Source organism: Pseudolysinimonas yzui (genome assembly GCF_014653215.1).
Lineage (GTDB): Bacteria > Actinomycetota > Actinomycetes > Actinomycetales > Microbacteriaceae > Pseudolysinimonas_A > Pseudolysinimonas_A yzui.
Genome location: NZ_BNAI01000004.1, coordinates 43,338 through 66,327, shown reverse-complemented (window position 1 = coordinate 66,327; position 22,990 = coordinate 43,338). Strand labels below are relative to the sequence as shown.

The following is a 22,990-nucleotide window of genomic DNA, read 5'->3' as shown; positions in this document are numbered from 1 at the left end:
GGGTGACGGTATCGTGAAAGGCGAGAGCGGCATCCATCGTTCTCCCGCGGCCGGCGTCACGAGCCCATCCCGTCGAAAGCCACGCTTCATGTCTGCGTCCCACGACGACCGCTTCCCGCTGTTCCGCCTCCTGGTTCTCGCCGGCGCGATCTTCGTCTCCGTCTCGAGCGAGTTCCTGCCGACCGGGCTGCTGCCCGACATCGCCGCCGACCTCGACGTGTCGGAGTCGCGCGTCGGCCTGCTCATCACGGTGTTCGCGTTCACCGTCGTGGTGAGTGCCGCCCCGCTCACCGTTCTCACCCGGCGCTTCTCGCGCAAGAGGCTGCTCGTGCTGCTGCTCGGGGTCTTCGCGCTCTCGAACGTGCTCGCCGCGATCGCCCCGAACTACGAGACCCTCGCCGCATCGCGGGTGCTCGGCGGGCTCGCCCACGGTCTGTTCTGGGCCGTCGCCGGGCCCTACGTCTCGCTGCTGGTGCGCCCGACCCAGCTCGCGCGTGCCGTCTCGGTGACGACGGCAGGCGGAGCCCTCGCCTTCATCCTGGGGGTGCCGTTCACCGCGGCCATCGGTCACGCCGTGGGCTGGCGCTGGGCCTTCGTGGCGATGGCCGCGCTCGTCGTGATCTTCGCGATTCTCACGGTCGTGTCGTTGCCCGCCCTCGACCATCGTGTGCCGAAGCGGAAGGTGGTGACGACCGACACCGGGTCGATCATCGCGGTGAAGCGCGACCGGTCGATCATCGCCGTCGGGATCGTGGCGGTCACCGTGCTGCTCGTCGCGACCGGGCACAACCTCTTCTACACCTACATCGCGCCGTGGGTGATCCAGGTGGCCGGGGTCGCCGACGACAACGTGAGCCTGCTGCTGCTGTTCTTCGGGCTCGCCGGGGCACTCGGGTTGCTCGCGGCCGGGGTGTTCGGCGACCGCCACCCTCGTCGCACCCTCAACCTGATGCTCGTCGCGCTCGTCGTCTCCATCGTGCTGACGGGCTTGTTCGCGCGCGGCCTGGTGCCCGCGATCCTCGTGATGATGCTGTGGAGCGCTTCCTTCGGAGGCCTGCCCGCCCTGTTCCAGACCCGGGCGCTGCACGCCGCGGCGCCCCGCAGCCGCGACCTCACCGGGGCGATCGTGACGACCGCGTTCAACAGCGCGATCGGCCTCGGGGCGCTGCTCGGCGGGATCGTGCTCGACGAACTGGGGCTCGCCGTCGTCCCGTATGTCGCGGCCGCCGTGGTCGCGGGCGGGGCCGTGTGGGTGCTGGTCACCGACCGGATGCGCCTCGCCGCGCACGCGACCGAGGCGATACACTGAGGCGGTCGCAACTGGCGTTCGGATGGGTCACCATCGGGGAGCGACGCAGCTTGAGGAGCGCGGCCGTACGCCTGGGCCGCCGCAGACCCGCTGCGTCGTAAGGAGCCAGGATGTCGTCAACTTTCACCGCGCCACTGAGCGAGGTCGACCCCGAGGTCGCCGCCGCCCTTGAAGCCGAGCTGAACCGTCAGCGCTCGACCCTCGAGATGATCGCGAGCGAGAACTTCGTGCCCCGCGCGGTGCTCGAGGCTCAGGGCTCGGTGCTCACCAACAAGTACGCGGAGGGCTATCCCGGCAAGCGCTACTACGGCGGCTGCGAGTTCGTCGACGTCGTCGAGACGCTCGCGATCGAGCGCGCGAAGAAGCTGTTCGGTGCGGCGTACGCCAACGTGCAGCCGCACTCCGGCGCGTCGGCCAACGTCGCGGTGCTGTCGACGATCGCCGAACCCGGCGACCGCATCCTCGGTCTGGAGCTCGCGCAGGGCGGCCACCTCACCCACGGCATGCGACTCAACTTCTCGGGCAAGTTGTACGAGGCGCACGCCTACGGCCTCGACCTCGACACGATGCGCATCGATATGGATGTCGTGCGCCAGCGGGCGCTCGAGGTGCAGCCGAAGGTCATCATCGCCGGGTGGTCGGCGTATCCGCGTCAGCTCGACTTCGCGGCGTTCCGCGCGATCGCCGACGAGGTCGGGGCGAAACTGTGGGTCGACATGGCGCACTTCGCCGGGCTCGTCGCCGCGGGGCTGCATCCGAGCCCGGTGCCCCACGCCCACATCGTGTCGTCGACGGTGCACAAGACGATCGGCGGGCCCCGCTCGGGCTTCATCCTCACCAACGACCCCGACATCGCGAAGAAGATGAACACCAACGTCTTCCCGGGTCAGCAGGGCGGCCCGCTCATGCACGTCATCGCGGCGAAGGCGACGGCGTTCAAGCTCGCGATGGAGCCCGAATTCGTCGAGCGGCAGAAGGCCACCATCAGCGGCGCCCAGCTCCTCGCCGAGCGGTTGACGCGGGCCGATGTGGCCGAGCGCGGCATCTCGGTGCTCTCCGGCGGAACCGACGTGCACCTGGTGCTCGTCGACCTGCGCAACTCGCAGCTCACCGGTCAGGATGCCGAGAACCTGCTGCACGAGGTGGGCATCACGGTGAACAAGAACTCGGTGCCGAACGACCCCCGCCCGCCGATGGTGACGTCCGGCATCCGCATCGGAACGCCGGCCCTGGCCACCCGCGGTTTCCAGGACACGGAATTCGCCGAGGTCGCCGAGATCATCGCGGCTACCCTGAAAGCCGACCCTGACCTGCCGGCTCTGCGCGCGCGTGTCGAAGCCCTCGCCTCGGCCTTCCCGCTCTACCCCGGCCTGACGAGCCCCGGGAGCTGGCGATGACAGCCATCACACTCGACGGCGTCGCCACGGCGACCGCCATCAAGAACGAACTGCGGGAACGCATCGAGGCCCTCGCCGCCCGGGGGATCGTCCCCGGCCTCGGCACCCTGCTGGTCGGGGAAGACCCCGGCTCGATCTCGTACGTGTCGAGCAAACACCGCGACTGCGCCGAGGTCGGCATCCGCTCGATCCCCGTCGAACTGCCGGCCACGGCTTCCGAGGCCGAGGTGCGTTCGGCGGTCGCCGGGCTCAACGCCGACCCGTCGGTGACCGGCTACATCGTGCAGCTGCCGCTGCCGAAGGGCATCGACGAGAACGCGATCCTCGAACTCATCGACCCCGCGAAAGACGCCGACGGCCTGCACCCGACCAACCTCGGGCGCCTCGTGCTCGGCGTCGAAGGCGACCTGCACTCGCCGCTGCCCTGCACCCCCGCGGGGGTCGTCGAGCTGCTGCGTCGCCATGACGTTCCGATCGCCGGCAAGCACGTCGTGATCGTCGGCCGCGGGCTCACCGTCGGCCGCCCGCTCGGGCTCGTCTTCACCCGCAAGGGCATCGACGCGACCGTGACCCTCACCCATTCCCGCACCGTCGACCTGCCGACCGAGGTGCGCCGCGCCGACATCGTCGTCGCCGCGATCGGGGTGCCGCACTTCGTGAAGGCCGAGTGGATCAAACCCGGCGCCGCAGTGCTGGATGTCGGGGTCACCCGGGTGGGCATGACCGACTCCGGCAAGGCGCGCCTACACGGCGACGTCGACCCGGCGGCGAAGGAGGTCGCGGGCTGGCTCTCGCCCAACCCCGGCGGCGTCGGCCCGATGACCCGCGCCCTGCTGCTCTCCAACGTCGTCGACGCCGCCGAGCGCCAGTCCGCCTGAGCGCACCCTCGGTGGTCGAGTAGCGACCCGGCGGGTCGCGTGTCGAGACCGGGCGCGGGGTCTCGACACGCCGCCTCCGGCGGCTACTCGACCAGCGATGGGTCAGGCGTCGCGGGCGGCCCCGGCGGAGGGGCGCACGGGGTAGACCTCGGGGGCGGCGAAGCCGTGTTCGGCGAAGGCGCCGTCGACGGCGACCTGGATGCGCGACACCGCGTCGAGCGGGGCGAGGGCGATCGCGGCCCCGCCGAACCCGCCGCCGGTCATCCGGGCGCCGAGTGCGCCGTGCTCGCGGGCGGTCTCGACGGCGAGGTCGAGTTCGGGCACCGAGATCTCGAAGTCGTCGCGCATCGACACGTGCGAGGCGTCGAGCAGCTCCCCGATCCCCGCCGCGCCCTCCGTGCGCAGGGTGCGCACGACATCCAGCACCCGCTGATTCTCGGTGACGACGTGCCGCACGCGGCGGAAGGTGACGTCGTCGAGCAGGTCGCGGGCGCGCGCGAGGTCGTCGACCGTGAGGTCGCGCAGCGCGGGCACGCCGAGTGCGGCCGCCCCGGCCTCGCACGACGCGCGGCGTTCGCCGTAGCCGCCGGTGGCGTGCGAGTGCGAGACGCCCGTGTCCATGACGAGCAACGTGAGCCCCGCCGCGGCGAAGCCGAGCGGAACGATCTCGGCGTCGAGGGTGCGGCAGTCGAGGAACACGGCGGCGTCGGCCTGGCCGAGCAGCGACGCCGACTGGTCCATGATGCCGGTCGGAGCGCCGACGAACTCGTTCTCGGCGAGCTGCCCGGCGCGGGCGAGGGCGGGTCGCGCGAGGCCGAGACGCCACAGGTCGTCGAGCGCGAGGGCGACGGCGCACTCGATGGCCGCCGACGATGACAGGCCCGCACCGACCGGAACGTTGGAGTCGATCACGAGGTCGACCCCCGGAACCGCGGCCAGGTCGGCGCCCGAGCGGCCGAGGGCCCAGGCGACGCCGAGCGGATAGTCGGCCCAGCCGGCGCGGCCGCGCGCTCCCTCGAGGTCGCCGAGGGGGATCTCGACGGCGTCGTCGGAGAAGGTGCTCGCGACCCGCAGCACGGCATCCTCGCGAGCTCCCGCCGCGACGATCGTGCGCCGGTCGATCGCGAACGGCAGCACGAAGCCGTCGTTGTAGTCGGTGTGCTCGCCGATCAGGTTGACGCGGCCAGGCGCCGACCACAGACCGTCCGGTGCGCGTCCGGTGATCTGGGTGAACAGGGTGCGCACGTCGTCACGCAGGTCGCTCATACCGATTCGATGGCCTTTCGGATGTTCGCTGCCGCCGTCTCGGGCGGGATGTCGCCGACCCAGGCTCCCATGGCCGCCTCCGACCCGGCGAGGTATTTGAGCCGGTCGACGGCGCGCCTCGGCGAGGTCAACTGCAGATGCAGGCGCACCGCCTGGCGCCCCACGTTCACCGGGGCCTGGTGCCAGGCGGCGATGTACGGGGTGGGGGAGTCGTAGAGGGCGTCGATGCCGCGCAGCAGCCGCAGGTACAGCGGTGCGAGTTCGGCGCGCTGCTCCTCGTCGGTGGCGGCGAAGTCGGGCACGTGGCGGTGCGGCACGAGGTGCACCTCGATCGGCCAGCGGGCCGCGAAGGGCACGTACGCGGTCCAGTGCTCCCCGGTCAGCACGACGCGCTCCGACGCCCGCTCGAACTGCAGGATGTCCTCGAACATCCCCGACCCGAGCCGGTCGGCGGCGTCGAGCATCCGCGTGGTCCGCGGCGTGACGTACGGGTAGGCGTAGATCTGGCCGTGCGGATGCGGAAGCGTCACCCCGATCGCCTCGCCGCGGTTCTCGAACGGGAACACCTGCTCGATGCCCGGCATCGCCGAGAGCGCCGCGGTGCGGTCGGCCCAGGCCTCGATGACGGTGCGGGCACGACTCTCGGTCTGCGTGCCGAACGACCCTTCGTGTTCGGGGCTGAAGCACACCACCTCGCAGCGTCCGACGGAGGTGCGGGTGCGGCCGAGGCCGAGGTCGGCGAGATCGTCGAGCCCGCGGGGCGGGTCGTCGGCGTCGGATGCCAGGGCCGGGCCGAAGGAGGGCGAGCGGTTCTCGAAGACGGCGACGTCGTAGACATCCGGGATCTCGGAGGGGTTCGCGGGGGTCTGCGGCGCGAGCGGGTCCTGGTCGGCGGGGGGTAGGAAGACGCGGTTCTGGCGTGCGGCGGCCACGGTGATCCAGTCGCCGGTGAGCACGTCCTGGCGCATCGTCGCGGTGACCGGGCGCGGGTCGAGAACGCGCGCGTCGACGCGGCGTTCCGGGCCGAGGGCGGTGTCGGCATCGTCGAAGTAGAACAAGTCGCGACCGTCGGCGAGCTGCGCGGTGTGTTTCACGACTCCGTGATTCGGGACTCCGGGCATGCGATTACGATAGCGAAAGTAACCCTTTCGCATCCGAAAGGAATCGAAGCATGGAACTGCTCGACGCCGAGGCCCGGCGGGCCGCCCTCGGCCGCCTGCTCGCCGAACAGGGGTTCGTCGCCGTGGCCGAGGCGAGCGCCCGGCTCGGCGTCAGCGAGGTGACCGTGCGCAGCGACCTCGGCGTGCTCGCCGCGCGCGGAATCGCCCGGAGGGTGCACGGCGGAGCCGTCGCGGCGGAGTCGGTGCGCGAGGCCCCCGTCGAAGCGACGGCCGAGCGGGATGCCGGACTCAAGCGGGCGATCGGAGTCGCGGCCGCGCGACTCGTCACGAGCGGATCGAGCGTCATGCTCGACGTCGGGTCGACCACCCACGCGGTCGCGACGGCGCTGGTCGCCCGCACCGACCTGAGCGACGTCGTCGTCATCACCAACGGCCTCTCGATCGCGCACACCCTCGAGGCGGCGATCCCGCGGTTCACCGTCATCGTCACCGGGGGCATCCTGCGCCCGCTGCAGCACTCGCTCGTCGACACGATCGCGGCCGACACCCTGCGGGGGTTGCACGCCGACCTCGCCATCCTCGGCTGCACGGGCGTCGCCGAGGGCCGGGTCACCAACGTGAACCTGCCGGAGGCCGCCGTGAAGCGCGCGATGATCGCTGCGTCGTCGTCGAGCGTGCTCGTCGCCGACACCTCGAAGTTCGGTCGACGCGACCTGAGCGCCGTGGCTCCCCTCGCCGACTTCGGCACGGTGGTCACCGCGGGGCCGGAAGCGGATGCCGTCGTCGTGCCGCCCGCGACACGTCTCGTCGTCGCGGCCTAGGCTGGCCGTCGTGAATCACGTCGACGCCGCCGGCCGCCACCTTGTCATCGAGTCGGACGGCGCCCGCGCCGAGATCGGCACCGTCGCGGCGGTGCTGCGGTCGCTCACCGTCGGAGGTGTCGCGATCACGGAGACCACCGACGGCACCGGAGCGCCGCCCTTCGGCAATGGGATCGTGCTCGCGCCGTGGCCGAACCGGGTGCGCGACGGGGTGTGGAGTCTCGACGGCGAGGCGCAGCAGCTCGACCTCACCGAGCGCGATCGCGGAAACGCGCTGCACGGGCTGCTGCGGTACGCCGACTACGAGGTACGCGAGCAGACGAGCGACGCGGTCACCTTGGGCGCCCTCATCGCTCCGCAGCACGGCTGGCCGTTCCTGCTCGACACCTGGGTGCGGTACGAGGCGCGCGGCGACGGGCTCACCGTCACCCACGGCGTCACCAACCTCGGCGACCGGCGCGCGCCGTACGCGGTGGGAACGCATCCGTTCCTGCGGGTCGGCGACCACCCGGTGGACGACCTCGTGCTGACGATCGCCGCGGCGACCTACTTCGACGTCGACGATCGACTCAACCCCATCGCCGAGCGACCGGTCGACGGCACCCGCTTCGACGCCCGTGGCGGCCTTCGCGTCGGCGATCTCGACTACGACACCGCCTTCGGGGGTGTCACCCACCGGGATGGCGCGAGTGCCTGGCTCTCCGCCCCCGACGGGTCGACGGTCGAGCTGGTGCAAGACGTCGACTGGGGGTACCTCCAGGTCTTCACGACCCCGAAGTTCCCGCGCAAGGGCGTGCCCGGCCTGGCGGTCGCGGTCGAGCCGATGACCGCTCCGCCCGACGCCCTCAACTCGGGGCAGGGTCTCATCTGGCTCGAGCCGGGGGAGTCGTCGGAAGGATCGTGGGGGCTGCGGTACACGCCCGGTGCGGTGGGATCCGTCGGGACGGTCTGATGGCCGGCGGTCACGAGCGCGCCCGCACGCGCCGGTGGCGCCGCTACCTCGCCGACGAACGGGCGGAGGCGGCCCTCTACCGTGAACTCGCCGACCGCTACACCGGCGAGGAACGCGACATCCTGCTCGGACTCGCCGACGCCGAGCAGCGGCACGAGGCCCACTGGGTGGGATTGCTCGGCGACGACGCCCGAGACCCGGGCGGGCCGAGCCTCGGAAGCCGGCTGCTCATCCAGTTCGCCCGCCGCTTCGGGTCGTTGTTCGTGCTCGCCCTCGCGCAGCGCGCCGAAGGCCGCTCGCCGTACGACGCCGACGCCGACGCGACGGATGCGATGGCGGCCGACGAGCGGATCCACGGCGAGGTGCTGCGCGGCCTCGCAGCCCGGGGCCGTCGTCGGCTCGCCGGAAGCCTCCGGGCCGCCGTCTTCGGCATCAACGACGGTCTCGTCTCGAACCTCGCCCTCGTGCTCGGGGTCGGCGCGACCGGGCTCCCGCCGCAGACGGTGCTCGTGACGGGCATCGCCGGTCTGCTCGCGGGCTCCCTCTCGATGGGCGCGGGCGAGTTCATCTCGGTGCGGTCGCAGCGCGAGCTGCTCGAGGCATCCCGACCCGACCCGGAATCGCATCGCGCGCTGCCCGACCTCGATGTCGACGCCAACGAGCTCACCCTGGTCTACCGCGCGCGCGGGATGGACCCCGACGAGGCCGCGCGGCACGCCGAGCAGGTGTTCGCCACCCTCCACCTCGACGACGCCGGAAGCCACGAGGCGGTGCCCGTCGATGACCACGACGGGATCGGCTCGGCGTGGGCGGCGGCTCTGTCGAGTTTCCTGTTCTTCGCCGCGGGCGCCGTCATCCCGGTCATCCCGTACCTCGTCGGGGCGGAGGGCTTCGTCGCGGTCGTGGTCGCGTCGGCCTCGGTGGGGGTCGCGCTGCTCGCGACCGGAGCGATCGTCGGGCTGCTCTCCGGGGGGTCGCTGCTGCGCCGTGCGCTGCGGCAACTCGCGATCGGCCTCGGCGCCGCCGCCGTCACCTACCTGCTCGGCCTGCTGTTCGGAACGGTGCTCGGCTGATCCGAAACGAGGCGGGACCTTGTACCTAACCGAGCGGTACTCGCGATTGCCACACTGATCACGTTGGGGATCTCCCAACCAGGCGGGTCAGAGTCGCTCCGGGGGCTGGGCGACAACGCTGACGTCCGCTCCTGAGTCGGGGGGCTCAGCAGAGGAAATCGACGGGCCGTCGCACGCGGGAGACCGGGTGCGGCGGCCCATCGCTGTTCTGATCTCGCCGGCCGGAATCGCGAGTGGGCCCGGTGGGGCTCGAACCCACGACCCGCGGATTAAAAGTCCGATGCTCTGCCAACTGAGCTACAGGCCCGTACTCTCAAGCGTACCGGCGGCGCGGAGCGCCGAGGTCACGGCGGCGCTGAGCCGGGTCGCCGACTCGAGCGACAGCGAGAACCCGGTCCACCCGTCGCCCAGGTAGATCCACACCGCGACTTCCTCGTGCAGGCGCGAGACCTCGACGAGCAGTTCGGCCCGCCGCGGCCCGCCCGTGCCGCGTCCCTCGAGGACGACAGCGACCTCGTGGGTCACACCGCGATGCACGCGGGCACCCACGAGGTCCTGGGCGTGGTCGGCAACGCACCACGTCGGGCACTGGATCATCGGTTCTCGCCTCTCGATCGGGGTTCGCACGGTAGAGCAGATGACCGACACGCGCCCGACCCCGCGTAGCGTGGTGGGGTGCCAGACGACTTCAGCAAGCGGGGCGAGTTCCACAAGCCGACGTTGTTCAGCGGCGCGAAGTTCGACGGGCTCGAAGGCGGCGACGACCCGGCACGTGTGCTGCGGGTCGCCCACGAGTCGGCCCGGGCGCTGCTCTCCCGCGCGCGCGACGCGGGCGATCCCGAGGTCGTCGACCGGCTGGTGCGGTACACCGACGAGCACGGGCTGGATGCGCTCGCCGAACTGTGGGCGCGCTCCGGGCCGCACACCCTGCCCGGCGCGCTGTGGCGGCTCTACCTGGTGCGGCTGCTCATCCACCAGGATCCGGCGGGCGTGAGCCTGCTCTTCCAGCGCGGCACCGAGGTGCTGCCCACGATCGATCCCGTGGTGGCCGGGGCGCCCATCCCCGCGGGACCCGACGAGGTCACCGACCTGGCCGACCGCATCCTGCGGGGCGTCTTCGAGGGCGACTTCCCGCTCGCGCTCGACCGGGCGGCGGCGTTCTGCCGGGTGACCGCGGCGGGCGCGTCGAGCGTCGCCGACGACCAGGATGCCGCCAGCCCCGATCGGGCGTCGGAGCTCACGACCCGCGCTCTGCGGCTCACGACGACGGCCGACGAGCTCTCGGCGTGCGCCCGGCTGGCGCGCGACGGCGCCCTCGAATAGCCCGAGCTAGACTGTCCCGGCCGGGCCGCAGTAAACCCCGGGCTCCAATATTCGCCGCTTCGAGCGGCCTTGCGCCGAGAGGCGTTTCTGCGGCCTGGCACCCGCCGCTAGGGGATCGTCGGTGGGCTCAGGAGGGCGTCGAGGTCGATGCCCAGGGCTTTGAGCTTCTCGCGCTGCGCGGGCGTGATCTGCGAGACGTCGCCGACGACCTTCACCGTCGACCCCGGCCCGTACGGCATCGGGGTGCCCGGTGCGGGGGTCTCCCCGCGCTTGACGGCGGCGAGTGCTTCGGCCTGCGCCTTCGCGACATCCCCCGTCTTCGGCAACTCGTCCCAGAGGATCTGCACCTCGCGCGGGTTCGCCCGCTCGATCAGCGCCGGAAGCACCTGCCCCGGCTGCGGCCAGGTGTCTCGACTCACTACGGCGTTCACGGTCGCGGCCGTCGCCGGGATGCCGGGGGCCTCCACGACGACCTCGAGCTGACAGTTCTGGTAGAGCGCGTGACCGTAGTAGCCGGATGCGGCCACCACCTGCGCCGTGCCGCGCACGCCGTCCTCGATCTTCGCGTCGAAGATGAGCCCGCTGATCCCGTCGGCCAGATCGTCGAAGAACCCCATGCGGCGAGTCTGCCGCATGGGGTCCTTCGGGGCCATGCCCGTTCAGAGGCATGACGTCTTACGGCATCAGCACCGTGTCGATCAGGTAGACGGTCGCGTTGGCGGTCGCGACGCCGCCGCAGATCACGGTCGCGCCGTTCACCTGCAGGTCGTCGCCCGATCCGGTCACCTCGACGGTGCCGCCCTGCACGGTCGTCTGCATGCCGACGATGTTCGACGGCAGGATCTGGCCGGGCACCACGTGGTACGTCAGGATGCTCGCCAGCAGCGCGGCGTTCTCGGGCAGCTTGAGCGCTTCTACGGTGGCCGGGTCGAGCTTGGCGAAGGCCTCGTCGACCGGCGCGAAGACCGTGAACTCGGAGCCGTTGAGCGTGTCGACGAGGTCGACGTCGGCGTTGAGCTGGCCCGACACCGCCGCGACGAGGGTGGTCAGCAGCGGGTTGTTGGATGCGGCCACCGCCACGGGGTCCTGCGACATGCCGACGATCGAGCCGCCGCCGTCCGGAACGGCCTCGGCGTAGGCGGCGCACCCGTCGCCGACGAGGTTGTCGAACGCCGGATCCATCGTCTCTTCGGTCGGTGCCGCCGAGGTGTCCTCCTCGGGAGCGGCCGTCATCGGCGAACAGGCTGCGAGGCCGAGGCCGAGCGCCGCAACCATCGCGATGCCGGCCACACGGGTTGTGATGTGCATGATCTTCCCTTCGTCGAAGGGGCCCAGATCCCCCGCGGCCACCCCCGTGGCGGCCGCTTCACCGGTGGTTCGGAGCACCTCGCCAAGGGGATGGGTCGGGATTCGCGTCCCGTCCGAACCGGGCGCGGTTCCGAACACCGGATCATGGACATCACGCTCATCCTCATCGGGCTGCTCGGCGGGCTCATCACCGGCATCTCGCCGTGCATCCTCCCGGTACTGCCCGTCATCTTCCTGTCGGGCGGGGCCGCGAGCGCCCGCAATGGGGAGAGCGGCGAGGTCAGGCGCCCATCGCGGTGGCGCCCGTTCCTGGTGATCGCGGGGCTCGCGCTGAGCTTCAGCGTGGTGACCCTCGTGGGGTCGCTGCTGCTCGCCCTGCTCGGGCTGCCCCAGGACGTCTTGCGCTGGGCCGGCATCGTCGTGCTCACCCTCATCGGGATCGGGCTCATCGTGCCGAGGTTCCAGCACCTGCTCGAGCTGCCGTTCTCGAAGATCCCGCAGAAGTACGTCAGCCCCGACCGCAACGGCTTCCTGCTCGGGCTCGCGCTGGGAGCCGTCTTCGTGCCCTGCGCGGGCCCGGTGCTCGCCGCGATCACCGTCGCCGGGTCGACGGGCCGGATCGGGGTCGACACGGTGGCGTTGACGGCGTCGTTCGCGATCGGCACCTCCGTGCCGTTGCTCGTCTTCGCGCTCGCCGGGCGCGGCGTCGCGGAGCGCATCAAGGCGTTCCGCCGCCGACAGGGGGTCATCCGCGTCATCGGGGGCGTGACGATGCTGGCGCTCGCCATCGGCCTCGTCTTCAACCTGCCCGCCCTGCTCCAGCGACTCATCCCCGACTACACGGGCGGCATCCAGGAGCAGCTCGCGGAATCCGATCAGGTGCAGGATGCCCTCGACCTGGGGGGCCTCGTCAACGAGCAGAACAAGGATCTCGACCAGTGCAGCAACGGCGGCACCGAGCTCGAGAGCTGCGGCACGGCACCCGACATCCGAGGCATCACCGCGTGGCTCAACACCCCGGGCGGCGCCGGCGTCGACCTCGACGACCTGCGCGGACAGGTGGTGCTCATCGACTTCTGGACCTACGCCTGCATCAACTGCCAGCGCTCGCTGCCGCACGTCACCGCGTGGGACGAGGCCTACCGGGATGCGGGCCTGCAGGTCATCGGCATCCACTCGCCCGAGTACGCGTTCGAGAAGGAGCAGCGCAACGTCGAGCAGGGGATCGCGAACTTCGGCATCGAGTACCCCGTCGCGATGGACAACAACCTGTCGACCTGGACGAACTACCGCAATCGCTACTGGCCCGCGACCTACCTGATCGACGCCCAGGGTGTCGTGCGGCACATCAAGTTCGGCGAAGGCGGCTACGACGACACCGAGCGGCTCATCCGCGAACTGCTGCGGGATGCCGACCCGGATGTCGTTCTTCCCGGCGCGACGGATCTGACCGACGAGACCCCGGAGGTCGGCGCGACCACACCGGAGACCTACCTGAGCGCCGGCAAGGTGGTGAACTTCGGCGGCGACGAGCGTTACACGACCGGGCCGGGGTCCTACGAGTACCCGACGAGCCTCGACCGCGACACCTTCGCCCTCGACGGCGACTGGACCATCGACTTCCAGGGGGCGACCCCGACCGCCGGCGAGGCGCGAGTGCGCCTCGCCTACACCGCGACCCAGGAGGTGCGCGTGGTGCTCGGCGGAACGGGCACGGTGATCGCCCTCGTCGACGGCGAGCGGGTCGAGGTCGATGTCGCCGGGTCGCCCGACTCGTATCGGCTGCTCGACGTCACCGGGTCGCAGACCGGACAGGTCGATCTCACGGTGCCGGCGGGCGTCACCGTGTACTCCTTCACCTTCGGATGATCGAGTCCAATCCGCTCGGGAGGTGGTACCGAATCACTGCTGACCGGGGTGCGGTGGGTTTCGCGACCGTCCCAGACACCGCTCCCCGGCGCCCGATCTCCGCTCCGATCCGAAGGGAATCCGCCGTGGGTGCTGTGCTCTCGATCGCCGACGCCGCGGACGACCGACGCCGTGCCCGGGCTGTCACGCGGTCGAATCGCCCCGAAACCATGAGACTGGGCGGCGTGCCCGTCGCCGATGCCGCCCAGGACCTCTCGATCGAGAGCCTCCTCCGTGCGGTCGCGGACGGTGATCGCGCGGCCTTCGCCGAACTCTACGACCGCATCTCCCCCCGGGTGATGGGTCTCGTCACCCGGCTGCTCCGAGATCGCGCCCAGTCGGAGGAGGTCACTCAGGAGGTCTTCCTCGAGATCTGGCAGCAGGCGACCCGGTTCGACGCCAACCGCGGGAGCGGGATGGCGTGGGTGCTCACGATGACGCACCGGCGGGCGGTCGACCGCATCCGGGCCTCCCAGAAGAGCCACGAGCGCGACCTCAGGATCGGCATCCGCGACATGGAGCTCGACTTCGACGGGGTCGTGGAGACCGTGGAGATCCGTGTCGAGAACGAGCGCGTCAAACGCGCGATGAGCCGCCTCACGCCCGTTCAGCGCGAAGCCGTGATCCTCGCCTACTACGGCGGATACAGTCACAGCGAGATGGCCGAGATCCTCGCCATTCCGCTGGGAACCGTGAAGACCCGACTGCGTGACGGCATGATCCGCCTGCGCGACGAACTGGGGGTGACCTCATGACCGACCGTCGAGACGACGCCAGCACTCGTGCCGCGTCCTACGCGGCGGGCGCGCTCACCGCAGCCGAACGCCGCGATCTCGAGCAGGAGCTGCCGCGCTCCCCGCGGCTTGCGGCCGAGGTGCGCGAGTTCTCCGAGACGACGGCGATGCTCGGCCTCGCCGTCGAACCGGTGGAACCCGCCGCGTCGTTGCGAGCCCGGCTCCTGAGCGCGGTCGAGCAGACTCCGCAGGCGTCGAACGTGACGCGGGGGCCGTGGTTCGCCCGCCCCGTCGCGGTGCTGTTCGGGGCCGCTGCGGCCGTGGTCATCGCGGTGGGTGGCGCTACGGTCGCGATCAACCTCACCCGAGAGCCGACGGCGGTCGAGCAGATCACCGCGGCGGCGGACTACGAGCGCGTCGTCTACGAGATGGAGGGCGGGGCGAGCGTCACCGCGGTCTGGTCGGCGTCGCTCGAGCGCGCCGCGCTGATCATCGACGGCATGGAGGCCGCGCCCGCGGGCCACACCTACCAGGCGTGGCTCATCGACGAGACCGGCCGGGCCGAACCGGACGCCACGTTCCAGCCCAACGGAGGCGCGCTCAGCGTCGCCCTCGCCGGAGCGATGGATGCCGGCGACACGATCGGGATCACGATCGAACCGGCAGGCGGATCCGAGACTCCGACGACCACCCCGATCGTGGTCATCCCCACCGCTTGACACAGGCCCCCGGCGTCCCTGATCCCGCCGGGTAAGAGCGAAGGCCCGCCCGGCTGGTTACCGGAGCGGGCCTTCGTCACGTCGGCGGGGATCAGCCGAACTTGCCCGAGACGTAGTCTTCCGTCGCCTGCACGCTCGGCTTGCTGAAGATCGTCGTGGTGTCGTCGTACTCGATGAGCTTGCCCGGCTTGCCGGTTCCGGCGATGTTGAAGAACGCGGTGCGGTCGCTCACCCGCGAGGCCTGCTGCATGTTGTGGGTCACGATCACGATCGTGTACTCCTGCTTGAGCTCCTCGATGAGGTCTTCGATCGCAAGCGTCGAGATCGGGTCGAGGGCCGAGCACGGCTCGTCCATGAGGATGACGTCGGGCTTCACCGCGATCGCCCGCGCGATGCAGAGTCGCTGCTGCTGGCCGCCGGAGAGGCTCGACCCGGGCTTGTCGAGGCGATCCTTGACCTCGTTCCACAGGTTGGCGCCCTGCAGCGAGCCCTCGACGAGGGCGTCGGCGTCGCCCTTCGAGATCGACCGGTTGTTGAGTTTCACGCCGGCGAGCACGTTGTCGCGGATCGACATCGTCGGGAAGGGGTTCGGCCGCTGGAACACCATCCCCACCTGGCGGCGCACGAGCACCGGGTCGACGCCCGGCCCGTACAGGTTGTCGCCGTCGATCAGCACCTCGCCCTCGACGTAGGCACCCGGGATGACCTCGTGCATGCGGTTGAGGGTGCGCAGGAAGGTCGACTTGCCGCACCCGGACGGGCCGATGAACGCGGTCACGGTGCGGGGTTCGATCGTCAGCGACACGTCTTCGACGGCCTTGAACTTGCCGTAGTAGACGTTGAGGTCGCGGACTTCGATGCGCTTGGACACGGTGCTCCTTGGTTCTTCGGGTCGGGGTTCAGCGACCGAGCTTGGGCGAGAAGATCTTCGCGACGAGACGCGCGATGAGGTTGAGGGCCATCACGATGAGGATGAGGGTGAGCGCTCCGGTCCACGCGCGGTCGAGATAGACCTGCACGTCGGTGCCCGGGTTGGCGTACTGGTTGTAGACGAACACCGGCAGCGTCATCATCCGCCCGGCGAACAGGTCGTAGTTCATGCTCGTCGTGAAGCCCGCGACGATCAGCAGCGGTGCGGTCTCGCCGATGACGCGCGAGATCGAGAGCGTGACGCCGGTGGCGATCCCGGCGATCGCGGTCGGGATGACGACCTTCACGATCGTCAGCCATTTCGGCACGCCGAGCGCGTACGAGGCCTCGCGCAGCTCGTTGGGAACGATCTTCAGCATCTCTTCGCTGGAGCGCACGACGACCGGGATCATCAGCAACGACAGGGCGACGGAGCCGCCGAAACCGAACCGGATGCCGGGGTCGTCGAAGAGGAGGGCGAACAGGGCGAAGGCGAACAGGCCGGCGACGATCGAGGGGATGCCGGTCATGACGTCGACGAAGAACGTGATCGCCGCGGCGAGGCGTCCCCGGCCGTACTCGACGAGGTAGATCGCGGTCAGCAGGCCGACCGGGATCGAGATGATCGCCGCCATGCCGGTGATCAACAGCGTTCCCATGATGGCGTGCAACCCGCCGCCGCCCTCGCCGACGACGTTGCGCATCGAACTGCTGAAGAACTCCAGGTCGAACCGGGCCAGGCCGTTCACGACGACGGTGAAGAGCAGCGAGACCAGCGGAAGCAGAGCGACGACGAAGGCCGTGACGACGAGCGAGGTGACGAGCCGGTCGCGGGCCTGGCGCGACCCTTCGATGAGGGCCGAGAGCACGACGATCGCGATGTCGAACAGGATCGTGCCGAAGAAGATCGCGGCGACGATGTTGAAGTCCGCCGGCTCGCCGGCGGCCTGCGTGAGCGCGACGATGACAGCGGCGACAGCCCAGCTTCCGGCGAGCAGGCCCCACGGCGCCCACTTGGGAAGCCGGCCCGTGGTGAGCGAGTTCGCGATGCCGGTCGTGGCGGACGTGGTCATCAGTTCGCTCCCGAGAACGCCTTGCGGCGGTTGACGACGATGCGGGCGACCGAGTTGATCACGAGGGTGATCACGAAGAGCACGAGGCCGCTGGCGATGAGGGCGTTGACCTGGACGCCGTAGGCGTCAGGGAAGTTGAGGGCGATGTTGCCGGCGATCGTCGCCGGGTTGCTCGACCCGGTCAGCACGAACGAGATGACGACGGCGGGGGAGAGCACCATCGCCACGACCATGGTCTCGCCGAGGGCCCGGCCCAGGCCGAGCATGGCGGCGGAGATGATGCCGGGGCGGGCGAACGGGATGACCGCCATGCTGATCATCTCCCAGCGGGTCGCGCCGAGGGCGAGCGCCGCCTCCTCGTGGAGCACCGGGGTCTGCAGGAAGATCTCGCGCGAGATGGCGGTGATGATCGGGATGATCATCACCGCGAGCACGATGCCGACCGTCAGGACGGTGCGGCCCGTGCCGGAGGCCGGCGGCGAGAACAGCGGGATCCACCCGAGATTGGTGGTGAGTTCCTGGTAGAAGGGCGTGACCAGCGGGGCGAGCACCTTGATGCCCCAGAGCCCGAAGACGACGGAGGGAACGGCGGCCAGCAGGTCGACGATGTAGCCGAGCCCCTGGGCGATCCGGCGGGGCGCGTAGTGCGAGATGAAGAGCGCGATGCCGATCGAGATGGGGAAGGCGATCACGAGGGCGATCAGGGCCGCCCAGAGGGTGCCGAAGGCGAGCGGTGCGACGTAGGCCCAGAAGGTGTCGGCACCGTCGCGGAGCTCATCGGGGCCGGAGACGACGGCCGGGACGCTCTCCGCGAGGAGGAAGACGGCGACGGCGGCCAAGGCGGCCAGGATGATGCATCCGGCAATCGTCGTGCTGGCCGAGAAGACCCGGTCACCGGGGCGCTGCTTCGCCTTGATCGTGCGGACTGTCGTCATGTGGGGAGGAGGACCGTTCTCATGAGGAGGCTGGAACGAAGGGCGCTGGGCCCAAGTCTGACGGGCTGCGCCGTGGAGCGCCAGCAGGCGCTCACGACGCAGCCCGTCAGGGTGAAGCGACTTAGCCGATGACCTCGATCGCGGCGGTCACGCGCTCGAAGAGCGCGTCCGAGATCGGGGCCGAACCGGCGCCCTCACTGGCCGCGGCCTGGCCCTCGGGGCTGGCCATGTAGGTGAAGTACGCCTTCACCAGTTCGGCCTGAGCGGCGTCCAGGTAGGTCTCGCAGCCGACGAGGTACGCGACCAGGACGATCGGGTAGGCCTCGCTGTCGGGGGTACGGTCGAGCTCGAGCGACAGGTCGAATTCGGGGCGACCCTCGACGAACGGCGACGCGTCCACGACGGCGGCAGCGGCCTCGGCCGAGTACGGCACGTAGTCCTCGCCGATGAGCACCGCGACGGTACCCAGGCCACCGGCGCGCGAGGCGTCGGCGTAGCCGATGGTGCCCGTGCCGTTGGTGACCGCGTCGACGACACCCGAGGTGCCCTGAGCGGCCTCACCGGAGCTGATCGGCCAGACGCCGTCGGCCTCGTAGGTCCACACCTCAGGCGCGGCCTGAGCGAGGTAGTCGGTGAAGTTCTCGGTCGTGCCCGAGTCGTCGGAGCGGTGAACCGGCGTGATCGCCAGGTCGGGCAGCTCGACACCCTCGTTCTGCGAGGTGATCGCCTCGTCGGTCCAGTTGGTGATCGTGCCGGCGAAGATGCCCGCGATGGTGTCCGCGTCGAGGTTGAGCGTGTCGACGCCCTCGACGTTGAAGATCACGGCGATCGGCGAGATGTACAGCGGAAGCTGCACGATGCCCGAGTCGGCGGCGCAGGAGGCGAAGCCGCCCGCGGCGAGCTCCTCGTCCTTGAACGCACGGTCGGTGCCCGCGAAGTCGCTGCCGCCGGCGAGGAAGGTCTCGCGGCCGGCGCCGGAGCCGGCGGGGTCGTAGGTGATGGTGACCTCGGGGTTCGCGGTCTGGAACTCGGCGATCCAGGTCTCCTGGGCCGCGCCGACGGCCGACGAACCGGCGCCGACGAGGGTGCCGCTGAGGTCGCTGGGGGCCTCGGTCCCACCGCCTTCGTTCGCGGCGCAGGAAGCCAGGGCGATGGCCCCGACCAGGGCGATGGCGGCGATGCCGCCAGAGCGCTTGATGTTCACTGTGTTCCCTTCGGGAATGGATGTCTTTTCAGGACGGGCCCAGGCGGGCCCGAGGATGAAGGTAGGAACGCCTCGTGTCCACCCTTCGGGCGGATGGTGAACGGGAGGTTAACGACTCGCGAACGACCGTCGCGCTCGTGCGAGCGATCGGGTGAGACCTTAGACCGCCGGGCCGTGAATCTCGACAGCGACCAGTCCGCTCTCGGGAGCGTCGACGGGAACGTGCAGCACCGCGTACTCGCCGGTCGAGAGCGCGGCGGCGCGCTGCAGCCGCGCGCTGTCGGGCGTGCGGGTCGCCCGGGCCACCGCGTCGATGATCTGCGGCAGCACGGGGCCGTGGCTGCACAGCACCGTCGTCACCCGCTTCTCGAGACGCGTCGCGACGACCCCCCGCACCGCCTCGCCGCGCGAGGTGTGGGCATCCTGGCTGATCTCGTCTTTCTGGGCGACCGGCAGCCCGGTGATGCGGGCGGTCGGAGCGATCGTGGTGGTGCAGCGCACCGCCGTCGACGAGATGAGCTTCACCGGGCGGAATGCGGCGATGCCGGGCGCGACGCTGAGCGACTGCACCTCGCCCCGGGGCAGCAGCGGCCGGGTCGCGTCGGGCCCGGGCCAGTCCTGCGGCGGAGTGGCCTTGCCATGGCGCAGGGCGATGATCGCAAAAGTGCGAGCCCGCCCCTGCGCGTGGAGCTCGGCGAAGCGTTCGACGATGTCGAGGTCGGCCGGGAAGCTGAGGCGCTTGCGGGCCTTCTTCAGGCTCATCCAGGTGAGCTCTTCGATTTCGTCGTTCGAGACGAACGTCGAGTTGGCGATCGCGAGCGGCTCGACCTCGGCCGCCCAGTAGTAGACCTTCTTCTCGCGCCCGTTGGGCATCAGGTACTCGACGATGCCGAGCGGCGCGCCGAGCCCGACGATGAGGCCGGTCTCCTCGGCGATCTCGCGCACCGCCGTCTCGGGCAGCGTCTCACCCGGGTCGAGCTTGCCTTTCGGCAGCGAGGTGTCCTTGTGCTGGGTGCGGTGCACGACGAGGATGCGCAGCTTCCCCTTCGGGGTCACCTTCCAGCACACCGCTCCCGCGGCCAGCACCGGCTCGACGCCGCGCTGAGCCTCGCGCAGCGTCACCGCCCGGCACCGCGCTTGCGTGCCCCGATCTGTCTCATGAGTTCATTCTGGAGGTCGACGAGCGGCTCGCCCGCGTCATCCCGATCGTGGCGGCGCCACTCGCCGTCGGACCCGAGCCACCACGCCGAGGTCCCGTCGGACATCGCGAGGTCGAACAACTGCTGCAACTCGTCGAGGTGCTCGGGCCGGGTGAGCCGGATGAGTGCCTCGACGCGCCGGTCGAGGTTGCGGTGCATCATGTCGGCGCTGCCGATGAACACCTGCGGGTCGCCGTCGTTCTCGAACCGGAAGATGCGGGAGTGCTCGAGGTAGCGACCGAGGATGCTGCGCACCCGGATGTTCTCGCTGAGCCCCTCGACGCCGGGGGTGAGCGAACAGATGCCGCGCACCCAGATGTCCACCGGAACACCGGCCTGACTCGCCCGGTACAGGCCGTCGATCACGGCCTCGTCGACCATCGAGTTGACCTTGATGCGGATGCCGCTCGAGCGGCCCGCGTGCGCGTTCTCGGCTTCGCGGGCGATCTGCTTGAGCAGCCCCTTGCGCAGGTAGCGCGGCGCGACGAGCAGTCGCTTGAACTTCTTCTCGATCGCGTAGCCGGAGAGCTCGTTGAACAGCCGGGTGAGATCCTTGCCGACGATGTCGTCGGCGGTCAGCAGCCCGAGGTCTTCGTAGATGCGGCTCGTCTTCGGGTTGTAGTTGCCGGTTCCGATGTGGCTGTAGTGCCGCAGCCGGCCGCCCTCCTGGCGGATGACGAGCGCGAGTTTGCTGTGGGTCTTGAGCCCGACCAGGCCGTAGACGACGTGCACGCCGGCCTTCTCGAGCTTGCGGGCCCAGCCGATGTTGGCCTGCTCGTCGAACCGTGCCTTGATCTCGACGAGGGCGAGCACCGCCTTGCCGGCCTCGGCCGCGTCGATGAGGGCCTCGACGATCGGGCTGTCACCGCTCGTGCGGTACAGGGTCTGCTTGATGGCGAGCACCTGCGGGTCGGCGGCGGCCTGCTCGATGAACGCCTGCACGCTCGTCGCGAACGACTCGTAGGGGTGGTGGAGCAGGATGTCTCCGCGGGCGATCGAGGCGAAGACATCCGGTCGCTCGTTGGGTTCCGTGGGCAGCAGGTTGACACTCGTCGTCGGCACGTGCCGGGGGTACTTGAGCGCCGGCTTGTCGATGCGCGTGACCTCGAACAGGCCGGAGAGGTCGAGCGGCGCGGGAAGCCGGTAGGCCTCCTGCTCGGTGATCTGCAGCTCCGACATCAGCAGGCCGAGGGTGACGTCATCCATGTCGTCGGTGATCTCGAGGCGGATCGGCGGGCCGAACCGGCGGCGCTGCAGCTCCTTCTCGAGGGCGTTGATGAGGTTCTCGGCGTCGTCCTCTTCGACCTCGACGTCTTCGTTGCGGGTCACCCGGAACTCGTGGTGCTCGAGCACCTCCATGCCGGGGAACAGCTCCTCGAGGTGGTTGGAGATGAGGTCTTCGAGCGGGATGAAGCGCAGCACGCCCGAGCCGTGGTCGGGCAGCTTCACGAACCGCGGCAGATTCGTCGGCACCTTGAGGCGTGCGAACTCCTCCTTGCCGGTCTTGGGGTTGCGCACCCGGATCGAGAGATTGAGCGACAGACCGGAGATGTAGGGGAACGGGTGCGCCGGGTCGACCGCGAGCGGCATCAGCACCGGGAAGATCTGCCCCGAGAAGACCTCGTCGAGGGCGACGCGATCCCGTTCGTCGAGATCGGTCCAGTGCTCGATGTGGATGCCGGCCTCATCGAGCGCCGGCTTCAACCCCTGGAAGGCATGCGCGTGGCGCTCCTGCAGCTCGTGGGCTCGCGCACTGATGTCGGCGAGCACGTCGAGCGGCGCGCGCCCGATATTGGTCGGCACCGCGATCCCGGTCGCGATGCGGCGCTTGAGACCCGCGACGCGCACCATGAAGAACTCGTCGAGGTTGCTGGCGAAGATGGCGAGGAAGTTCGCACGTTCCAGCAGCGGCAGCGTGTCGTCCTCGGCGAGCTCGAGCACCCGCAGATTGAAGGCGAGCCAGGACAGTTCCCGATCGAGGAACCGGTCGCCGGGAAGTTCGCTGTCGTCGATGAAGACCGGCTCGGCGTCGTAGTCGTCGAGCAGGTCGGCGGCGATCGTGGCATCGCCGAGGGGGCTGTCCTCCATCCGCCCATCATTCCAGGCCCCGTGTGAACGGCGGATGAACCCTTCGTCGGGCTCAGGACGAGCGGGTGTCCGATCAGGAGACGGGGGCGAGCCGGTCTTCGTCTTCGTAGACGTTGAAGCGGTAGCCGACGTTGCGCACCGTGCCGATGAGCGACTCGAGGTCTCCGAGCTTCGCGCGCAAGCGCCGCACGTGCACATCGACAGTGCGGGTGCCACCGAAGTAGTCGTAGCCCCAGACCTCGCTCAGCAGCTGCTCGCGGGTGAAGACGCGCGACGGGTGCGTCGCGAAGAAGCGCAGCAGCTCGAACTCCTTGAAGGTGAGGTCGAGCGGGCGACCGTGCACCTTCGCCGAGTAGGACGCCTCGTCGATGACGACACCCGACGCCTGGATCTTCGAGCCGGTCTTCTCCATCGCGAGCCGTCCGATGACGAGCCGCACGCGGGCATCCACTTCGGCCGGTCCCGCGGATTCCAGGATGACGTCGTCGACGCCCCAGTCGGCGGAGACGGCGGTCAGCCCGCCTTCGGTCAGCACGAGCACGAGCGGCACCGTGACCCCCGTGGTGTTGAGGATCTTGCACAGCGACTTCGCGCTCGCCAGGTCTTGCCGGGCGTCGACGAAGATGAGGTCGGCGGTGGGCGCGTTGATGAGCGAAGCCGGCTCGGCGGGGATCGAACGGGTGCGGTGAGAGAGCAGTCCGAGGGCGGGCAGAACCTCACCGTCGACCGCTGAGGTCAAGATGAGCAACTGGGCCACGCGCGAGTCCTCCAAA

General features: G+C 70.1%; 22 protein-coding genes, 1 tRNA gene and 1 riboswitch. Of the genes, 10 read left to right on the top strand and 13 right to left on the bottom strand.

The genetic code is table 11. The features are described from left to right. Positions 1 to 88: 88 nt before the first annotated feature. The 3 genes from IE173_RS10630 (at position 89) to IE173_RS10620 (ending at position 3,584) form a co-directional block, all read left to right on the top strand. Positions 89 to 1,309 carry an MFS transporter gene (locus IE173_RS10630; protein ID WP_191283469.1) on the top strand — a complete coding sequence of 407 codons (1,221 nt, stop codon included), beginning with the start codon at positions 89 to 91 and terminating at the stop codon, positions 1,307 to 1,309. Then, a riboswitch (ZMP/ZTP riboswitch) is annotated at positions 1,307 to 1,393 on the top strand. (Overlaps the previous gene by 3 nt.) A 26-nt stretch (positions 1,394 to 1,419) precedes the next feature. Continuing rightward, on the top strand, positions 1,420 to 2,706 hold the full coding sequence (gene glyA / locus IE173_RS10625) for a serine hydroxymethyltransferase (protein WP_191283468.1): 1,287 nt from the start codon (positions 1,420 to 1,422) through the stop codon (positions 2,704 to 2,706). Further along, positions 2,703 to 3,584, top strand: coding sequence for a bifunctional methylenetetrahydrofolate dehydrogenase/methenyltetrahydrofolate cyclohydrolase (locus tag IE173_RS10620; RefSeq protein WP_191283467.1), 882 nt, complete (start codon positions 2,703 to 2,705; stop codon positions 3,582 to 3,584). Before glyA ends, IE173_RS10620 begins: the two co-directional genes overlap by 4 nt. Before the next feature lie 102 nt (positions 3,585 to 3,686). On the opposite strand, the gene galK is transcribed toward IE173_RS10620, so the two are convergent. Continuing rightward, positions 3,687 to 4,850 carry a galactokinase gene (gene galK / locus IE173_RS10615; protein WP_191283466.1) on the bottom strand — a complete coding sequence of 388 codons (1,164 nt, stop codon included), beginning with the start codon at positions 4,848 to 4,850 and terminating at the stop codon, positions 3,687 to 3,689. Continuing rightward, positions 4,847 to 5,971 (bottom strand): galactose-1-phosphate uridylyltransferase, encoded by a 1,125-nt coding sequence (gene galT, locus IE173_RS10610; protein WP_191283465.1) that lies wholly within the window; start codon positions 5,969 to 5,971, stop codon positions 4,847 to 4,849. Before galT ends, galK begins: the two co-directional genes overlap by 4 nt. 50 nt (positions 5,972 to 6,021) lie before the next feature. Between galT and IE173_RS10605 the strand changes: the two genes are divergently transcribed. The 3 genes from IE173_RS10605 to IE173_RS10595 are packed head-to-tail and all read left to right on the top strand — an operon-like array spanning position 6,022 to position 8,817. Next, the gene (locus IE173_RS10605) at positions 6,022 to 6,792 is read left to right on the top strand and encodes a DeoR/GlpR family DNA-binding transcription regulator (protein WP_191283464.1); all 771 of its coding nucleotides are present in this window, start codon (positions 6,022 to 6,024) and stop codon (positions 6,790 to 6,792) included. Positions 6,793 to 6,802: 10 nt separating this feature from the next. Further along, complete coding sequence (locus IE173_RS10600; RefSeq protein WP_229842050.1) at positions 6,803 to 7,744, top strand: aldose 1-epimerase family protein; 942 nt, start codon at positions 6,803 to 6,805, stop codon at positions 7,742 to 7,744. After that, positions 7,744 to 8,817, top strand: coding sequence for a VIT1/CCC1 transporter family protein (locus tag IE173_RS10595; protein WP_191283462.1), 1,074 nt, complete (start codon positions 7,744 to 7,746; stop codon positions 8,815 to 8,817). The genes IE173_RS10600 and IE173_RS10595 overlap by 1 nt, the downstream gene beginning before the upstream one ends. Before the next feature lie 234 nt (positions 8,818 to 9,051). Here IE173_RS10595 and IE173_RS10590 read toward each other — a convergent pair. Next, positions 9,052 to 9,124: transfer RNA gene (locus IE173_RS10590), tRNA-Lys, on the bottom strand. After that, positions 9,115 to 9,444 (bottom strand): DUF6907 domain-containing protein, encoded by a 330-nt coding sequence (locus tag IE173_RS10585; RefSeq protein ID WP_373298468.1) that lies wholly within the window; start codon positions 9,442 to 9,444, stop codon positions 9,115 to 9,117. Before IE173_RS10585 ends, IE173_RS10590 begins: the two co-directional genes overlap by 10 nt. Before the next feature lie 48 nt (positions 9,445 to 9,492). On the opposite strand from IE173_RS10585, the gene IE173_RS10580 reads away from it, so the two are divergent. Beyond that, positions 9,493 to 10,140 carry a DNA-directed RNA polymerase subunit beta gene (locus tag IE173_RS10580; RefSeq protein ID WP_191283460.1) on the top strand — a complete coding sequence of 216 codons (648 nt, stop codon included), beginning with the start codon at positions 9,493 to 9,495 and terminating at the stop codon, positions 10,138 to 10,140. Positions 10,141 to 10,247: 107 nt separating this feature from the next. Here the strand turns inward: IE173_RS10580 and IE173_RS10575 are convergent, their stop codons facing one another. Then, positions 10,248 to 10,757, bottom strand: coding sequence for a hypothetical protein (locus tag IE173_RS10575; RefSeq protein WP_191283459.1), 510 nt, complete (start codon positions 10,755 to 10,757; stop codon positions 10,248 to 10,250). A gap of 58 nt (positions 10,758 to 10,815) precedes the next feature. Beyond that, positions 10,816 to 11,448 carry a fasciclin domain-containing protein gene (locus tag IE173_RS10570; protein WP_308433099.1) on the bottom strand — a complete coding sequence of 211 codons (633 nt, stop codon included), beginning with the start codon at positions 11,446 to 11,448 and terminating at the stop codon, positions 10,816 to 10,818. A gap of 144 nt (positions 11,449 to 11,592) precedes the next feature. Here IE173_RS10570 and IE173_RS10565 point away from each other — a divergent pair, with 144 nt between their 5' ends. The 3 genes from IE173_RS10565 to IE173_RS10555 all read left to right on the top strand — a co-directional run bounded on the left by IE173_RS10565 (position 11,593) and on the right by IE173_RS10555 (position 14,809). Beyond that, positions 11,593 to 13,317 carry a cytochrome c biogenesis protein DipZ gene (locus IE173_RS10565; protein WP_191283458.1) on the top strand — a complete coding sequence of 575 codons (1,725 nt, stop codon included), beginning with the start codon at positions 11,593 to 11,595 and terminating at the stop codon, positions 13,315 to 13,317. A gap of 209 nt (positions 13,318 to 13,526) precedes the next feature. Next, entirely contained in the window at positions 13,527 to 14,111 is a 585-nt protein-coding gene (sigK, locus tag IE173_RS10560) for an ECF RNA polymerase sigma factor SigK (protein WP_191283620.1), read from the top strand. Further along, a complete protein-coding gene (locus IE173_RS10555) occupies positions 14,108 to 14,809 on the top strand; it encodes an anti-sigma factor (protein WP_191283457.1) in 702 nt (233 codons plus the stop codon). The genes sigK and IE173_RS10555 overlap by 4 nt, the downstream gene beginning before the upstream one ends. A 91-nt stretch (positions 14,810 to 14,900) precedes the next feature. Here IE173_RS10555 and pstB read toward each other — a convergent pair whose 3' ends face one another. The 7 genes from pstB to IE173_RS10520 form a co-directional block, all read right to left on the bottom strand. Then, the gene (gene pstB, locus IE173_RS10550) at positions 14,901 to 15,680 is read right to left on the bottom strand and encodes a phosphate ABC transporter ATP-binding protein PstB (protein WP_191283456.1); all 780 of its coding nucleotides are present in this window, start codon (positions 15,678 to 15,680) and stop codon (positions 14,901 to 14,903) included. 28 nt (positions 15,681 to 15,708) lie between these two features. After that, positions 15,709 to 16,791, bottom strand: coding sequence for a phosphate ABC transporter permease PstA (pstA, locus tag IE173_RS10545; protein ID WP_191283455.1), 1,083 nt, complete (start codon positions 16,789 to 16,791; stop codon positions 15,709 to 15,711). Then, positions 16,791 to 17,726 carry a phosphate ABC transporter permease subunit PstC gene (pstC, locus tag IE173_RS10540; protein WP_191283454.1) on the bottom strand — a complete coding sequence of 312 codons (936 nt, stop codon included), beginning with the start codon at positions 17,724 to 17,726 and terminating at the stop codon, positions 16,791 to 16,793. Before pstC ends, pstA begins: the two co-directional genes overlap by 1 nt. A gap of 121 nt (positions 17,727 to 17,847) precedes the next feature. Further along, positions 17,848 to 18,930 (bottom strand): phosphate ABC transporter substrate-binding protein PstS, encoded by a 1,083-nt coding sequence (locus IE173_RS10535; protein ID WP_191283453.1) that lies wholly within the window; start codon positions 18,928 to 18,930, stop codon positions 17,848 to 17,850. 159 nt (positions 18,931 to 19,089) lie between these two features. Further along, on the bottom strand, positions 19,090 to 20,052 hold the full coding sequence (locus IE173_RS10530) for an NUDIX hydrolase (RefSeq protein ID WP_229842049.1): 963 nt from the start codon (positions 20,050 to 20,052) through the stop codon (positions 19,090 to 19,092). Continuing rightward, a complete protein-coding gene (locus IE173_RS10525; RefSeq protein ID WP_191283452.1) occupies positions 20,049 to 22,217 on the bottom strand; it encodes an RNA degradosome polyphosphate kinase in 2,169 nt (722 codons plus the stop codon). Before IE173_RS10525 ends, IE173_RS10530 begins: the two co-directional genes overlap by 4 nt. A 73-nt stretch (positions 22,218 to 22,290) precedes the next feature. After that, positions 22,291 to 22,974 (bottom strand): winged helix-turn-helix domain-containing protein, encoded by a 684-nt coding sequence (locus IE173_RS10520; protein WP_191283451.1) that lies wholly within the window; start codon positions 22,972 to 22,974, stop codon positions 22,291 to 22,293. Positions 22,975 to 22,990 lie beyond the last annotated feature (16 nt).

Coding starts and splice junctions, on each gene's coding strand:
- pstA (WP_191283455.1), bottom strand. CDS start 16,791: ATGACCACGTCCGCCACGACCGGCATCGCGAACTCGCTCACCACGGGC.
- IE173_RS10630 (WP_191283469.1), top strand. CDS start 89: ATGTCTGCGTCCCACGACGACCGCTTCCCGCTGTTCCGCCTCCTGGTT.
- IE173_RS10605 (WP_191283464.1), top strand. CDS start 6,022: ATGGAACTGCTCGACGCCGAGGCCCGGCGGGCCGCCCTCGGCCGCCTG.
- galK (WP_191283466.1), bottom strand. CDS start 4,850: ATGAGCGACCTGCGTGACGACGTGCGCACCCTGTTCACCCAGATCACC.
- galT (WP_191283465.1), bottom strand. CDS start 5,971: ATGCCCGGAGTCCCGAATCACGGAGTCGTGAAACACACCGCGCAGCTC.
- IE173_RS10570 (WP_308433099.1), bottom strand. CDS start 11,448: ATGCACATCACAACCCGTGTGGCCGGCATCGCGATGGTTGCGGCGCTC.
- glyA (WP_191283468.1), top strand. CDS start 1,420: ATGTCGTCAACTTTCACCGCGCCACTGAGCGAGGTCGACCCCGAGGTC.
- IE173_RS10620 (WP_191283467.1), top strand. CDS start 2,703: ATGACAGCCATCACACTCGACGGCGTCGCCACGGCGACCGCCATCAAG.
- pstC (WP_191283454.1), bottom strand. CDS start 17,726: ATGACGACAGTCCGCACGATCAAGGCGAAGCAGCGCCCCGGTGACCGG.
- IE173_RS10565 (WP_191283458.1), top strand. CDS start 11,593: ATGGACATCACGCTCATCCTCATCGGGCTGCTCGGCGGGCTCATCACC.
- IE173_RS10595 (WP_191283462.1), top strand. CDS start 7,744: ATGGCCGGCGGTCACGAGCGCGCCCGCACGCGCCGGTGGCGCCGCTAC.
- IE173_RS10555 (WP_191283457.1), top strand. CDS start 14,108: ATGACCGACCGTCGAGACGACGCCAGCACTCGTGCCGCGTCCTACGCG.
- sigK (WP_191283620.1), top strand. CDS start 13,527: ATGAGACTGGGCGGCGTGCCCGTCGCCGATGCCGCCCAGGACCTCTCG.
- IE173_RS10575 (WP_191283459.1), bottom strand. CDS start 10,757: ATGGGGTTCTTCGACGATCTGGCCGACGGGATCAGCGGGCTCATCTTC.
- IE173_RS10525 (WP_191283452.1), bottom strand. CDS start 22,217: ATGGAGGACAGCCCCCTCGGCGATGCCACGATCGCCGCCGACCTGCTC.